Source organism: Flavobacterium bomense, from assembly GCF_003970355.1.
Genome location: NZ_RYDJ01000002.1, coordinates 151,064 through 166,314 on the forward strand (window position 1 = coordinate 151,064; position 15,251 = coordinate 166,314).

General features: G+C 34.2%; 10 protein-coding genes. 5 read left to right on the forward strand and 5 right to left on the reverse strand.

What is annotated here, in order from left to right:
• Positions 1–25 precede the first annotated feature (25 nt).
• The 5 genes from porQ to EKL98_RS03515 all read left to right on the forward strand — a co-directional run bounded on the left by porQ (position 26) and on the right by EKL98_RS03515 (position 6,293).
• Positions 26–1,048: a type IX secretion system protein PorQ gene (porQ, locus tag EKL98_RS03495; protein ID WP_126561561.1), complete on the forward strand. Its 1,023-nt coding sequence runs from the start codon at positions 26–28 to the stop codon at positions 1,046–1,048.
• 34 nt (positions 1,049–1,082) lie between these two features.
• On the forward strand, positions 1,083–1,778 hold the full coding sequence (gene cmk, locus EKL98_RS03500) for a (d)CMP kinase (RefSeq protein ID WP_126459577.1): 696 nt from the start codon (positions 1,083–1,085) through the stop codon (positions 1,776–1,778).
• Between the two features lie 75 nt (positions 1,779–1,853).
• Positions 1,854–3,230, forward strand: coding sequence for a nucleoside permease (locus EKL98_RS03505; protein WP_126459580.1), 1,377 nt, complete (start codon positions 1,854–1,856; stop codon positions 3,228–3,230).
• A gap of 385 nt (positions 3,231–3,615) precedes the next feature.
• The gene (gene rpsA / locus EKL98_RS03510; RefSeq protein ID WP_126561562.1) at positions 3,616–5,397 is read left to right on the forward strand and encodes a 30S ribosomal protein S1; all 1,782 of its coding nucleotides are present in this window, start codon (positions 3,616–3,618) and stop codon (positions 5,395–5,397) included.
• A 341-nt stretch (positions 5,398–5,738) separates the two neighbouring features.
• Positions 5,739–6,293 (forward strand): fasciclin domain-containing protein, encoded by a 555-nt coding sequence (locus EKL98_RS03515; RefSeq protein ID WP_126459586.1) that lies wholly within the window; start codon positions 5,739–5,741, stop codon positions 6,291–6,293.
• A gap of 130 nt (positions 6,294–6,423) precedes the next feature.
• Here EKL98_RS03515 and pheT read toward each other — a convergent pair whose 3' ends face one another.
• The 5 genes from pheT to EKL98_RS03540 form a co-directional block, all read right to left on the reverse strand.
• On the reverse strand, positions 6,424–8,844 hold the full coding sequence (gene pheT / locus EKL98_RS03520) for a phenylalanine--tRNA ligase subunit beta (RefSeq protein ID WP_126561563.1): 2,421 nt from the start codon (positions 8,842–8,844) through the stop codon (positions 6,424–6,426).
• 342 nt (positions 8,845–9,186) lie between these two features.
• Positions 9,187–9,684, reverse strand: coding sequence for an AraC family transcriptional regulator (locus tag EKL98_RS03525; protein ID WP_233589350.1), 498 nt, complete (start codon positions 9,682–9,684; stop codon positions 9,187–9,189).
• Between the two features lie 75 nt (positions 9,685–9,759).
• Entirely contained in the window at positions 9,760–10,623 is an 864-nt protein-coding gene (locus tag EKL98_RS03530) for a bestrophin family protein (protein WP_126561564.1), read from the reverse strand.
• Between the two features lie 152 nt (positions 10,624–10,775).
• Complete coding sequence (locus EKL98_RS03535) at positions 10,776–12,089, reverse strand: TolC family protein (RefSeq protein WP_126561609.1); 1,314 nt, start codon at positions 12,087–12,089, stop codon at positions 10,776–10,778.
• 52 nt (positions 12,090–12,141) lie between these two features.
• Entirely contained in the window at positions 12,142–15,237 is a 3,096-nt protein-coding gene (locus tag EKL98_RS03540) for an efflux RND transporter permease subunit (protein WP_126553296.1), read from the reverse strand.
• Positions 15,238–15,251: the final 14 nt, after the last annotated feature.

Below are 15,251 nucleotides of genomic sequence, written 5' to 3' on the forward strand. Positions count from 1 at the left end.
ACTTATACAAACTCCAATTTAAAGCATGCTAAAAAAACTATATCTGTACTCTTTTCTTTTTGTTTGTGCTGTGTCTTACAGTCAAATAGGAGGGAAGTACACCTATCAGTTTTTAAATTTAGTGACCTCACCAAGACAGGCAGCTTTAGGCGGGAAAGTGATTACAATTTATGATGAGGATGTCAATCAGGTCCATTTTAATCCGGCTACTATAAATGCAGAAATGGACAACCATTTGGCTTTGAATTACGGGAGCTACTTTAATGAAGTGACTTATGGAACTGCTTCGTACGCGTATACATACGATCGTCATTTACAGACCTTTCAGGCGGGTATAAATTATGTAAATTATGGTAATTTTGAAGGATTTGATGAAAATGGCCAGCCTACGGCAGCATTTACTGGAAGTGAAATAGCGCTTTCTTTCGGGTATGCCTATAATATTCCCTATACGAATATTCATATTGGTGCGAGCGCTAAATTGATTTCTTCAAATTTAGACATTTATAATTCTTTTGGTGGTGCGTTAGATATAGGCGCTCTTTTTATTGATGAAAAAAATGATGTCAATTGGGCTTTGGCCATTCGAAATATAGGCACACAGTTTTCAACGTATAATGGTACAAATGAAAAACTGCCGCTAGAAATAATCGCAGGAGTGTCACAGGAATTAGAAAATGTCCCTATTCGCTGGCATCTTACTTTAGAGAATTTACAGCAATGGAATATTGCTTTTTCAAATCCAGCTAGAGCTACATCTTCATTTAATGGAGAATCAACCGAAGAGAAGGTGTCATTTGTAAATAATGCTTTGCGTCATGTAATTATGGGAGTAGAGCTTTTTCCTAAAAGAGCCCTTAATTTGCGATTGGGATATAATTTTAGACGAGCCGAAGAATTACGCATTGTTGAGCAACGTAATTTTTCAGGAATTTCATTGGGTTTTGGACTTAAATTAAATAAACTTAAATTTAATTATTCATATTCAAGATATACGTTAGCAGGAAATACAAGCCTTTTTGGATTGACAATTAATTTTCAAGAATGATTTTGATATAACATTGAACTTTAAATTTTACATTTTGAACAAAAAAATCACCATTGCGATTGACGGTTTTTCATCAACCGGAAAAAGTACTTTAGCCAAACAACTCGCAAATCATTTTGGATATGTATTTGTAGATACCGGAGCAATGTATCGTGCCGTTACTTTTTTTGCGATGCAAAAAGGATATGTTAACGCCACTTTTTTTGATAAACAAGCATTGATTAATAGTTTGTCAAATATTAAGTTGCAGTTTAAATTCAATACTGATTTGGGTTTTGCCGAAATGTATTTGAATGATGTGAATGTCGAAACTGAAATCAGAACGATTGAAGTGTCTAGTTTTGTTAGTAAAGTAGCCGAAGTTTCTGAGGTTCGCAGTAAATTAGTCGAACAGCAAAAAGAAATGGGAAAAGACAAAGCAATTGTGATGGACGGCAGAGATATAGGTACCGTTGTTTTTCCGGATGCCGAGCTTAAAATATTCATGACCGCCAGTGCAAGCACAAGAGCAAAAAGACGCTATGACGAGTTAGTTCAAAAGGGCGATAGTATCACGTATGAAAAAGTTCTCAAAAATGTAGAAGAGCGGGATTATATTGATACTCACCGGGAAGATTCTCCCTTGATAATGGCCGATGATGCGATAGAAATTGACAATTCACATTTAAATCGTAAAGAGCAATTTGAGCTTGTTTTAGAATTAGTAAATGAAATTACTAAAACGATATAATTAGTTGCAGATTTAATTTTTAATAGTAGATTTACGCCTTGTAAATTTTTTAAAATAAAAAAAACAATTCATCGCATGGGAATTAAAAATAGATTGGTAATAATGAGTTTTCTTCAGTTTTTTGTTTGGGGAGCTTGGTTGATTACCATTGCAAATTATTGGTTCGGCACCAAGAATTGGGAAGGAACTCAATTTGGATTGGTTTTTGGAACTATGGGAATTGCTTCTTTATTTATGCCGACACTAACCGGAATTATTGCTGATCGATGGGTAAATGCTGAGAAATTATATGGAATTCTTCATATTTTGTATGCTGCAGTATTATTTTTTATCCCACAAGTTACTACTCCGGAAACCTTTATTTATAGTATGCTTTTAGCAATGTGTTTTTATATGCCAACGATTGCTTTGAGTAACTCAATTTCTTACACGGCTCTAAAATTAAACAATAAAGATGTAATCAAAAATTTCCCTCCAATACGGGTTTGGGGAACAATCGGTTTTATTGTTGCTATGTGGATCACTAATTTGACCGGAAATAAAGCAACGGAATATCAATTTTATATTGCAGGTTTAGCAGCGGTACTTTTGGGAATTTACTCTTTTACGTTACCCAAATGTAAACCGCAGCGCTTGTCTAAAGAGAATGCTTCTGTGATGGAAACACTAGGATTAGAATCCTTTAAGTTATTCGCAGATTATAAAATGGCTTTGTTCTTTGTTTTCTCCATGTTTTTAGGAGGCGCTTTACAATTAACAAATGCGTACGGAGATGTTTTCTTGGATGAATTCAAACATTTTCCAAAATATGCTGATTCTTTCGTAGTGGAATATTCAACTATTATCATGTCGATTTCTCAAATATCGGAGACTTTATTTATTCTTGCGATTCCTTTTTTTCTAAGACGTTTTGGTATCAAACAAGTGATGTTGATCAGTATGCTGGCTTGGGTATTGCGTTTTGGATTATTTGCTTACGGCAATCCTACAGACGGGTTATGGATGATTATTATGTCCTGTGTGGTATACGGAATGGCATTTGATTTCTTTAATATATCAGGATCATTATTTGTTGAAACCACCACAGATCCAAAAAATCGTTCTTCGGCACAAGGATTGTTTATGATGATGACCAATGGTTTTGGAGCGGTTTTAGGAAGTTTTACTTCGGGATGGGCTATTGATAAATATTTTACTAAATCATTTAATAATACTACAGATTTGGCTGGTTTTCTGGAAACAGAAACGACGAATTCAAAGATGTTAGAATTTGTGACTGCTCAAGGGAATACAATTACGGCTGATGGATTGTTTAGTAAAGCCATTTTTATGAAAGACTGGCATACCATTTGGTTGGCTTTTGCTATGTATGCACTGATAATTGCCTTGGCTTTTGCCGTTTTATTCAAGCACAAACACAATCCTGTAGATTTTGAAAATGTAAGTCATTAGAAAGGAAAGAAAAATAAAAAAAACCGATAACTAAAAATAGTTATCGGTTTTTTTATGCTGGGAATCAAATATTTATATAACTAGCCCCGAGTGAAGCGGCATCCTTTTATACAGTATCCAGCCTTCAAAAGGCTAGATACTGTATAAAAGATATAGCGGAAAGCGGGAGTAATCGTCATAAAAACCCCAAAACGTACTGCTCCTAAAAACCAAGACATTATCGCATTTAAATTATTTTGCAAATTAAGATAAATGTGTTACTTTTGCAGTCCTTTTGGTGAATAAGAGTTTCCTTTAGGTATTACTTAATTATACAAACAACTTCTGTTGTTTTCTAGCACATTAAGAAACTCGAGAGAATACAGAATACAAATTTTCAATCAGCATGTCTGAACAAGTAAAATCACAAGAAGAGTTTTTAGCAAATTTTAACTGGCACAACTTTGAAGAAGGTATTGATGCAGTGGATCAAAAAAACTTATTAGAATTTGAAGAACTAGTTTCAAAAACATTTATCGCTACGGATCAAGAAGAAGTAGTAGATGGAACAGTTGTTAGAATTACAGATAGAGACGTTATTGTTGATATCAACGCAAAATCGGAAGGTGTTATTTCATTGAACGAATTCCGTTACAACCCAAGCTTAAAAGTAGGTGATACTGTTGAAGTATTAATTGACATCCGTGAGGATAAAACAGGTCAATTAGTATTGTCTCACAGAAAAGCACGTACTATCAAATCATGGGATAGAGTTATTTCGGCTAACGAAACAGGAGAAATCGTTAATGGTTTTGTAAAATGCAGAACTAAAGGTGGTATGATCGTTGACGTTTTCGGAATTGAAGCGTTTTTACCAGGATCTCAAATTGATGTTAAACCAATTAGAGACTACGATGTATATGTAAACAAAATGATGGAATTCAAAGTGGTAAAAATCAACCACGAATTCAAAAATGTTGTTGTTTCTCATAAAGCGCTTATTGAAGCGGATATCGAAATCCAGAAAAAAGAAATCATCGGTCAATTGCAAAAAGGACAAGTATTAGAAGGTGTTGTTAAAAACATTACTTCTTATGGTGTCTTTATTGACTTAGGTGGAGTTGATGGATTGATTCACATTACTGACCTTTCTTGGTCAAGAATCAACCACCCATCTGAAGTATTGGAATTAGACCAAAAATTAAATGTTGTAATCCTTGATTTCGATGACGAAAAAACAAGAATTCAATTAGGATTGAAACAATTAAACGCTCACCCTTGGGATGCTCTAGATGCTAAATTAGCAATTGGAGACAAAGTAAAAGGTAAAGTAGTTGTAATCGCTGATTACGGTGCATTTATTGAAGTGGCTGAAGGTGTTGAAGGTTTAATCCACGTTTCTGAAATGTCTTGGTCTACTCATTTACGTTCTGCTCAAGATTTCGTAAAAGTAGGAGATATTGTTGAAGCAGTTATCTTAACATTAGACAGAGATGACCGTAAAATGTCATTAGGTATCAAACAATTGTCTCAAGATCCTTGGACTGATATCACTTCTAAATATCCTGTAGGTTCTAAACATTCAGGTATCGTTAGAAACTTTACAAACTTTGGTATTTTCGTAGAACTAGAAGAAGGAATTGATGGATTGATTTACATCTCAGACCTATCTTGGACAAAGAAAATCAAACACCCATCTGAATTTGTAAATGTTGGTGAAAAACTTGATGTAGTAGTATTAGAATTAGATGTTGATGGACGTAAATTATCTTTAGGTCACAAACAAACTACTGCTAATCCTTGGGATCAATATGAAGATTCATTTGCAGTTGGAACAATCCATAACGGTGAAATCTCTGAAATTGTTGACAAAGGAGCTACTGTAGAATTTGGTGATGATATCGTTGCTTTCATTCCTACACGTCACCTTGAAAAAGAAGACGGAAAGAAATTGAAAAAAGGCGAAACAGCTGATTTCAAAGTTATCGAATTCAACAAAGAATTCAAAAGAGTAGTTGCCTCTCACACTGCTATCTTCCGTGAAGAAGAAGAGAAAAATGTGAAAGCAGCTACTGAAAACACATCATCTTCAGCATCTACAAACAATGCTTCGGCATCAACTTTAGGTGATAGTAATGATGTATTAGCAGCATTAAAAGCTAAAATGGAAAAGTCAGAGAAAAAATAATTTCTTGATTTTTTGAAAATAGAAAGCTCCACAGTAATGTGGGGCTTTTTTTTGCTTCCTTTTTAAGGAGCATAACATATAAGTTCACCATCCACAATCGTCCCGCTGTTCGCAGTATCTTTTTATTGTGCAGTACTAATTTTTAAAAAATAACTTTGGGTAGCACCATAAAAAGGATACTTGCTGCCATCTGGGCTATTTTACTTCGTTTCATTTTCATAACACTATTAAAAAAAATATAATTATTTGAAAATCAATATTTTGAAAATTATTTTTATTTTTTTAAAACCAAAAGTAATAATAGTGCGTAAATGCTTTTATATAACTTTTAAAAAAAAAATATGAAAACTAGAAAATTTTTATCAATTGCATTAATGACATTAGTATTTGGAGCTACATCTTTCGCTCAAAAAAGTGTAATGGTTGGAGGAGCAGCGATGTATCCAACTAAAAATATTGTTGAAAATGCGGTAAACTCTAAAGACCATACTACTTTAGTTGCAGCTGTAACAGCAGCTGGTTTAGTTGAAACATTACAAAGTACAGGACCATTCACCGTTTTTGCCCCAACAAATGCTGCGTTTGATAATTTACCAGCAGGAACTGTAACTACATTGTTAAAACCAGAAAACTTAAAGATGTTACAAACAATACTTACGTACCATGTTGTAGCTGGAAAAATGAATGCTTCAGATATTGCTAAAGCAATTAAAATGGGAAAAGGAAAAGCAACCTTAAAAACAGTTAGTGGCGGAAACTTAACTGCTTGGATGAAAGGTAAAGATTTATATATCTCGGATGAAAATGGAGGAAAATCTAAAGTAACAATTGCTGATGTGAACCAATCTAATGGTGTGATTCACGTTATTGATGCAGTTGTATTACCTAAACAATAATTTTTGATTAGAGGTTGATATTTTGTTAGTCTTAAGAGCCCTGCAATTTGCAGGGCTTTTTTGTTATAAAAAAAACCCGATACTAAGTTTTTTAGCATCGGGATTATATTTTACTTAGATAAAATTGAACTTATCTCAAAGTGGCTCCGAGTTCAGTTATAAAATTATTTTGCAACTTGCTCATAATTTTGTCAATTTGCGCATCCGTCAGTGTTTTAGAACAGTCTTGAATAGCGAAACTTAAAGCGTATGATTTTTTCCCTTCAGGAAGATTTTGACCTTGATATACATCAAATAAATTAATGTCTTTTAAAAGTGTTTTTTCTGTCTGACGTGCAATGTTATAAATACTTTCATAAGTTATGTTTTGATCTATAAGCAAAGCCAAATCCCTGCGCACTTCCGGATATTTTGGAATCTCGGTATATTTTATCTTCGCAGAAATTAATTTTAAAATTAGAGCCCAATTAAAATCCACAAAAAATACTTCTTGTTTGATTCCAAAATGCTTCAATATTGATTTTTTTACCACCCCAAATTCTACCAAAGTATCTTTGTGACATCCAATTGCAATTCCTTCAGAAAAAATATCAGATGTAACAGGTAAATTTTGTGTTTTTTGAATCCCTAATCTTGAAAGGATCCCATGGACATAGCCTTTGAACAAAAAGAAATCAGAGGGTTTTTGAGCGTTAGTCCAATTTTCTTGATTTCTGTTTCCGGAAAGAAATAAAGTCAAATGTTTTTTCTCTTCATAACCAGCAAGATAGTTGTGGTATGATTTTCCAAATTCAAATAATTTTAAATCGGAATTTTTACGATTAATATTATAGGAAACAGCCTCTAATCCGGAGAATAACAGGGATTGTCGCATTGTTGATAAATCAGCACTTAACGGATTCAGCATTGTTACGTTATGTTCTTCTTTAAGTATTTCACTCAGCGCTACATAAGAAGCGGTCGTCAGCGAATTAGCCATCATCTCATTAAATCCTTGAGAATTTAATTGTGTGGCAATCAGATTTTGTATCTTATAGTCTTCGTTTCTGGGAGAATTAGAAACAGTAGCATTCAATTTTTTTGAAAATTTAATGTTATTGTAACCGTAAACCCTTAATATTTCTTCAATTACATCAATTTCTCTTTGTACATCAACCCGGTAAGCCGGAATGGTTAAACCTAAACCTGCGTCAGAAACACTATTGATTTTAATTTCTAATGACGCTAATATTTGTTTGATCGTATCTTTTGGTAATTCCTGACCAATTATTTTAGCGACTTTACTAAAATTTAAAAACACTGAAAAGTCTTCCAATTTTTTTGGATACATATCCACAACATCAGATGTTATTTCGCCTCCTGCTACTTCTTGTATTAATAGAGCTGCTCTTTTTAGGGCGTATGCGGTAATGGTTGGGTCAATTCCTCTTTCAAATCGAAAGGAAGCATCCGTATTCAATTGATGTCTTTTCGCTGTTTTACGAATACTTACGGGATTAAAATAAGCACTTTCCAGAAAAATAGAATTGGTATGTTCACCTACTCCTGATTTTTTTCCGCCAAAAACACCGGCAATACATAAAGGTCCTTTTTCATCACAAATCATTAAATCTTCTTCGTGTAAGGTTCGTTCTACATCATCAAGAGTAATGAATTTAGTTCCGGCAGGAAGTGTTTGTACGAGTATCTTTCCATTAATTTTTGCAGCATCAAAGGCATGAAGTGGTTGACCCAGCTCATGTAAAACATAATTGGTTACATCTACAATATTATTTTTAGGATTGATTCCAATAGCTTTCAATCGGTTTTGCAACCAAGCTGGTGATGGTTTTACCTCTATACCAGAAATGGTTACACCACAATATCTAGGAGCCAGTTTAGACTCTTTGACATCAATATCAATTTTTAAGGTTCTTTTATCTACTCTAAAATTACTTACCGAAGGGGTGATCAGTTCTACATTGACACCGCTTTGCAGCATTCCTGCTCTCAAATCCCGAGCAGTTCCCAAATGGCTCATGGCATCAGCACGATTGGGTGTCAATCCAATTTCGAAAACTTCGTCATTTTCAATTTTAAAAACGGTGGATGCAGGAGTTCCTGCTGCTAAAGCATCGTCCAGTATCATAATTCCGTCATGGCTATCGCCTAGTCCTAGTTCATCTTCTGCACAAATCATTCCGTGACTTTCCTGTCCGCGAATTTTTCCTTTTTTTATTATAAAAGCAATTCCCGAGGCGTCATATAATGTGGTTCCAATAGTAGCAACCGGCACTTTTTGTCCTGCAGCAACATTAGTGGCACCACATACAATCTGTACAGGAACGCCATTTCCTAAATCGACTGTGGTAATTTTTAATCGGTCAGCATCCGGATGTTGGATGCATGTAAGCACGTGTCCCACAACAATGCCTTCTAATCCGCCTTTTACGGATTGGTATTTATCAACAATTTCTACTTCTAACCCTAAATCAGTTAGTAATGCTGCAGTTTCTTCGGATTTCCAGTCTATTTTAATAAATTGTTTTAACCAGTTGTAAGATATTTTCATCTTTTAATTTTAATGAGACTGCAAATATAAGGATTGCAGTTTGGAGTAAGAAACAATTTTTTTGGTTTTTTACAACTCATTTATATGGATTGACTACGTACCAAAAATACAGATAAAGGAATCTTAAATATAATTATATGTGAATTAAACAATAAAATTAGGTTAAAAAAACACATATTTAAATTTAATGCTATTACTTGAATGAATTGTGCTATTCTAAAGAGAAATAGGTAACTATTTTTGATAAAATATAAACAGATAACAATATGGATAACGTAGCACAAAGACCAGAATTTAAGGCAAAATATGATAATTATATTGGGGGAAAGTTTGTTGCACCAATTAAATACTCATGCATTCTTTGATTAATTTATTAATGGTAGCTGCCAGTTCTACATTGTTGTAGAAAAAATAATTTTGGTAGTTTAATTGCCAAAATTGGTCGTTTCCGTCTTTAGGATACCGTTCGTTCAAAAACTGTAAGGTATCTATAATCTTAGTTTGCTCTATGGCCAAAGCCAAACACTGTGTTGGATTTTTTCTTGTAGCCTCCGGGAAATCAATTTTCATTTCTACATTTGAGGGAATCACTACTGTTTCTCCTGGTAAGTACACAAAGCTCGGATCATCAAAAAGATGCATCACTTTTTTACCTCTGAGCATGCTAGTCACTACAAAATCACTAAATTTTAGAGGAACTAATGCCGATGATTCATAAGTTTCAAAAAGATTTAGTTCGCAATGGTTCAAAGAGTAAACCGTTCGGTTCTCCACTAATGTTTTTAACGATTTCTCGTTTGATAAATGCGGTGGGTTGATGAAGGTACGATTACTATTCATAAATTTAAACTTTAAAAAAGGAAAAGTCTAAATTTAAAGTAAATAACTTAAATTTTAGTGCTATTTATGGAATATTTAAATTAATTCTTCGACGTGTTTTTTTATGTTTTCTGCAATTTTTTTAGTGGGCAGATCATTGGCATCCATGCCAAAAGGGTCTTCAATTTCTTCGGCAATCAGCTCTAAACTTGCTAAAACATAAAAGATAAATACCACAACCGGAATTACATAATATCCCAAACTGAACACGTATCCAAAAGGCAAAGTCAGTACATAAATAAAAATAAATTTTTTGATAAAAGCACTGTATGAATAGGGGATAGGAGTGTTTTTTATACGTTCACAAGCACCACAAATATCTGTAAACGAATGAACTTCAGTATTTAAAATCAAGAGTTGGTCGCCTGTTATTTTTTTAGAAACATACAAATCATTGATTTTTTGAAACATCATTTTTGCGACCTGATTGGGCTTGTGTTTGTGATGATCAATGTCTAAATCCAGATCGTCAAAAAGTTGCAGGCTGGTGTCACGGTCGTTTAAATGTTTATGTAAAATTGAGGCATACCCGGGAATTATTTTGCGAAAGAAATTACGATCTTTTTCGTCCTGCAACATTGCAGACAATTTAATAGATAAATTACGACTGTTATTTACCAATGATCCCCATAATTTTCTTCCTTCCCACCAGCGATCATAAGCTGTATTGGTTCGGTAGGCTAATAATAATGAAATTACAAAACCCAACATTCCGTGCATTATTGAAATGTTTTTTACGGGACTGTTATCCGGCAAATGCCAATATTCAATTTCCAAATACCCTATTACACCGGAATAAATACCAATAAGTAGCATCATTGGTATCAATTTCCGAAAAGTATCGGCTTTGCTTAAATGGAAAATAAAACTAATCCAATCTTTAGGGTTATACGAAGTCATTCAGATTTTTTATTTGCAAAAATAAACTAAAATGAACTTTCTGGTTCTAAATAAGGAATCAAAATTTTTACTGTAAACTACCATTCGTTTTGCCCTTAAAATTTGAAAATTGAGCCATGGAAAAAAGAACAAAATTGTGAATTATTGTCAAATTAAAAAATAAGATTTCCCGCCAATTCTCGAAGTGCAATTTCAGATAATTTGCCTTGAAATTGGGCGTTACTATAGCGAACCTTTGCATTAACATAATTCAATTGTGCGGTTCTGAATTCTAGAGTGGTAATGGTTCCAATGCGAAATTTATCTAAAGTTATAGTCAAATTTTGTTGGGCTATTGCTTGATTTTTTTCTTCCAATGTTATCAATTCTAAATTGGTCAAATAGGTTTGATAGGAGGTTGCCAATTGAGCATTTAGTATCAAATTTTGTTGCTGAATTGATATTTTGGAATTTTCAATTTGAATTTTCGCTATTTTTTCATTTCTATTTTGAGAAAAGCCATCAAACAGGTTTAATGTTGCTGTAAAGCCATAATTAAAACCTCTGGATTGCGATTGTGTGACGAAACCAAGACTGGATTGACTTTCTGAAAAGTTATAGGCCGTATTAACTCTGATTGTAGGATAACGTCCTGCTTTGATTTGCTTCAATTGCAATTCAGCTACTCTTTTATTGATGACCTGAGCTTCTAATTGTGGATTTTGCTTTTCGGCCAGCACAGTAAGTTCCGGAAGAAATAACAGTCGGTCTACTGCAAGTACATCGATTACTTTAAAATTAATTTTAAGATCTCTGGCCATAATTTGATTCAGCAGGATTTTGCTGTTAGCATAGAGTTCTTTTTGTCTTAAAAGTGCGACTTGGTCAGTATTTAAATCTACCTGAGCATTCAAAACCTCTAATTTAGATGCTTTTCCGATTGTAAATCGGTTTTGTGCCAAAATTAATCGCTGATTTGAAATAACAATTGTCGTATCCAGAGCGGCCAATTGTTGTTGTTGCTGCACTAAATCATAATAAGCAGCATTTACGTCACTAATTTTAGTAATTAAGGTCAGCTTTAATTGGGCTTCCCCAAGTTTTTGTAACTCTTTGAGCTGGTTCATTCGGGCAAACATTCGGAATCCGTCAAAAATGGTCCAGTTCAGACCTACACCATAACTCAAACTGTTATTTTTAGCATTGTCTAATTTCGTTTCTGCTCCGTCTTGCCTGGTTTGGGAACTATTTTGAACGCTGTTATTATCCACTACAGAAGCTGTTACGGTGGGTAGCATTCCTGCATTTCCAACCGCTACGTTTGTTTTTTCTATTTTTAAATTATTGGCTGCAATTTTTATTTCGTAATTGTTTTCCAATGCTATCTTTATGGCACTTTCCAATGTTAGCACTTCTTGTGCTTGGGTATTTAAAATACAAAAGAAAATTAAAATTAAACTGCGAAAGAGTATTTTAGTGTTTGTCATAATTGTTTTTTTTGTCACAGATAAATCCTTGTCATTTGTAGCTCCGTTCAAATTATCGAACTTCTTTTTCATATTCTTCAATATGATCAAATTCAGGATAATGTTTTCGAGCTTTAGACCACATTAAGTACATGGCAGGGATTACAAATAAAGTTAGAATTAAAGAGAAAATTGTTCCGCCAACAATGACAACTCCCATTCCAATTCTACTGGTAGATGCTTCTCCTAAAGATAGCGCAATAGGCAAAGCTCCCAATGAAATAGCTAAACTAGTCATTAAAATAGGACGAAGTCTGGATTCAGAAGCTTCTAAAATAGCCTCCAGTTTTGGTTTTCCTTCTTCTCTCAGTTTATTGGCAAACTCAACTATCAAAATCCCATTCTTCGTGACTAATCCAATAAGCATTACCGTTCCAATTTGGCTGAAAATATTCCACGTCTGATCAAACAACCAAAGGGAGAATAAAGCACCTGCAACAGCCATTGGAACTGTCAAAATAATAATTAAAGGATCGATAAAACTCTCAAATTGTGCTGCCAGAATCAAAAATATTAACAGTAAAGCCAATCCAAAAGCAAAAGAGGTATTAGAACTACTCTCTACATAATCCCTGGATTCGCCCCCTAAATCAGTGGTAAAAGTGTCGTCAAGTACTTTCGCTTTAATTTCATTCATGGCATCAATTCCATCACTGATACTTTTTCCCGGTGCTAATCCGGCAGTTACAGTGGCTGACATGTATCGGTTATTGTGGTACAATTGTGGCGGATTGCTCTGTTCTTGAATACTAACAACATTATCCATTTGGATTAATTCTCCACTACTATTTTTTACATACATAGAAGTTAAATCCAAAGGTTTGGATCGATCTTCTTGTTCAAATTGTCCAATGACCTGATATTGTTTTCCATTGCGCATAAAATAACCAAAACGCTGTCCGCTCAAAGAAAGTTGTAAGGTTTGTGCAATATCCATAACAGATATACCTAAACTTTTCGCTTTTTCCCGATCAATAGTAACATTGATTTCGGGTTTGTTAAATTTTAGGTTTACATCGGTAACCGAAAACGTAGGGTTTTTGGCAGCCTCATCCATAAATTCAGGAATCTTTTTTTCTAATTGTTTAAAATTAGGTGCCTGAATAATGTATTCAATCGGTAGACCTCCACGTCTGTTTACTGCAATAGTAGGTTCCTCAATAACTGAAGTCTTAATTTCGGGATATTTTTTTGTTAATCGGTTTAATTTTTCTGCAATTTCCTTTTGAGATTTTTCTCGTTCCCCTGTTTCTGAGAGTGCCATTCGAATCATTCCACTATTTACAGAGGAGGAACCCCAACCCGGTGATGTAATTACTAAAGCAACCTTTTTTTCCGGAATAGAATCATCTACTAATTGTGATAATTCTTGCATAAAGCGGTCCGTGTATTCGTAGGACGAACCCTCAGGAGTTGTCATTCTCATAACAAGAGCACTACGGTCATCGTAAGGTGCAGTTTCTTTTTGCAATAAATTAAAAAATACATATATTAATCCAAAACAAGCTATAAGAATGGGAAAACTGATCCATTTTCGTTTCATAAAAGTACTTAATGCACTGGCATAACCACTATTCAATCTTTGGTAAAATGGTTCCGAATAAATATAGAATTTTGATTTTTTTTGTTCCCCGCCTTTCATCAAATAGGCATTTAACATAGGTGTTAATGTTAATGAGACAAAAGCCGAAATTAATACTGCGGCTCCTATGACGACGCCAAACTCCCGAAATAGCCGCCCAACAAATCCTTCCAGAAAAATTACCGGTAAAAATACGGCTGCTAAAGTAATTGAAATCGAGATTACAGCAAAAAAGATCTCATTAGAGCCTTTTATAGCTGCCTCAATTGGAGACATCCCTTCTTCGACCTTCTTAAAAATATTTTCCGTGACAACAATTCCATCATCAACGACCAGCCCTGTAGCAAGAACAATAGCTAATAAAGTCAGTACATTTATCGAGAAACCAAAAAGATACATGATGAAGAACGTTGCAATTAACGAAACCGGTATGTCAATTAAGGGTCTAATGGCAATAGCCCAATCTCTAAAGAATAAATAAATGATCAGAATTACCAGAATGATAGAAATCAATAAGGTTTCAGCCACTTCAATAACGGATTTTTTTACAAAAATAGTGCTGTCAATAACAATGTTTAATTTAATATCTTTGGGTAAATCCTTTTTTAATTTATCATATTCTTTGTAGAATTCTTTAGAAATATCTAAATAATTTGCACCAGGAAGCGGAACTATAGCTACACCTACTAACGGTAAACCGGATTGCGTCATTTTTGTTTCCAGATTTTCAGGTCCTAAAACCGCTGTACCTATATCACTAAAAAGAACCGTTTTTGCTCCTTCGGAACGAATGATAATATTATTGAACTCTTCGGCTGTAGATAAATTTCCAACTGTTTTTACTGTTAATTCCGTATTATTGCCCGTTATTTTTCCAGAAGGGAGTTCTACATTTTGTTGATTTAAGGCATCTCTAACTTCGGCTACGGAACATCCGTAAGCGGCTAATTTGACAGGATCAATCCATAAACGCATGGCAAATCTCTGTTGTCCCCAAATTTGAACTCCACTGACTCCTGGGATTGTTTCTAATCTTTGGGCAATAACATTTTCAGCATAATCACTTAATTCTAGGGAATTTCTGGAATCACTTTGAACTGTCATCGAAATAATAGCACGACTATCGGCATCTGCTTTAGAGACAACAGGAGGGGAATCAATGTCTTCTGGCAAATTTCGTACTGCCTGAGATACTTTATCCCGGACATCATTTGCGGCAGCTTCAAGATCCTTACCTAAATTAAATTCAATGGTTATGCTGCTGTTTCCTTGGGTACTCGACGAAGTAATATTTCGAATTCCTTCAATAGAATTGATTGCTTTTTCTATAGGCTCGGTAATTTGTGACTCAATAATATCCGCATTTGCTCCGGCATAATTGGTTCGAATCGAAATTTGCGCAGGATCAATAGAAGGAAATTCCCGGACTCCCAAAAAACTATATCCAATTATTCCAAATAACACAATGGAAAGGTTCATTACTATAGTTAATACAGGTCTTTTGATACTTAAAGTTGATAAACTCATTGTTTTAATTTAGT

What these genes read in the sequence shown, in the direction of transcription:
- EKL98_RS03530 (WP_126561564.1), bottom strand. Translation starts at nt 10,623, where the DNA reads ATGACTTCGTATAACCCTAAAGATTGGATTAGTTTTATTTTCCATTTA.
- porQ (WP_126561561.1), top strand. Translation starts at nt 26, where the DNA reads ATGCTAAAAAAACTATATCTGTACTCTTTTCTTTTTGTTTGTGCTGTG.
- EKL98_RS03515 (WP_126459586.1), top strand. Translation starts at nt 5,739, where the DNA reads ATGAAAACTAGAAAATTTTTATCAATTGCATTAATGACATTAGTATTT.
- EKL98_RS03540 (WP_126553296.1), bottom strand. Translation starts at nt 15,237, where the DNA reads ATGAGTTTATCAACTTTAAGTATCAAAAGACCTGTATTAACTATAGTA.
- EKL98_RS03525 (WP_233589350.1), bottom strand. Translation starts at nt 9,684, where the DNA reads ATGAATAGTAATCGTACCTTCATCAACCCACCGCATTTATCAAACGAG.
- rpsA (WP_126561562.1), top strand. Translation starts at nt 3,616, where the DNA reads ATGTCTGAACAAGTAAAATCACAAGAAGAGTTTTTAGCAAATTTTAAC.
- pheT (WP_126561563.1), bottom strand. Translation starts at nt 8,844, where the DNA reads ATGAAAATATCTTACAACTGGTTAAAACAATTTATTAAAATAGACTGG.
- EKL98_RS03505 (WP_126459580.1), top strand. Translation starts at nt 1,854, where the DNA reads ATGGGAATTAAAAATAGATTGGTAATAATGAGTTTTCTTCAGTTTTTT.
- EKL98_RS03535 (WP_126561609.1), bottom strand. Translation starts at nt 12,089, where the DNA reads ATGACAAACACTAAAATACTCTTTCGCAGTTTAATTTTAATTTTCTTT.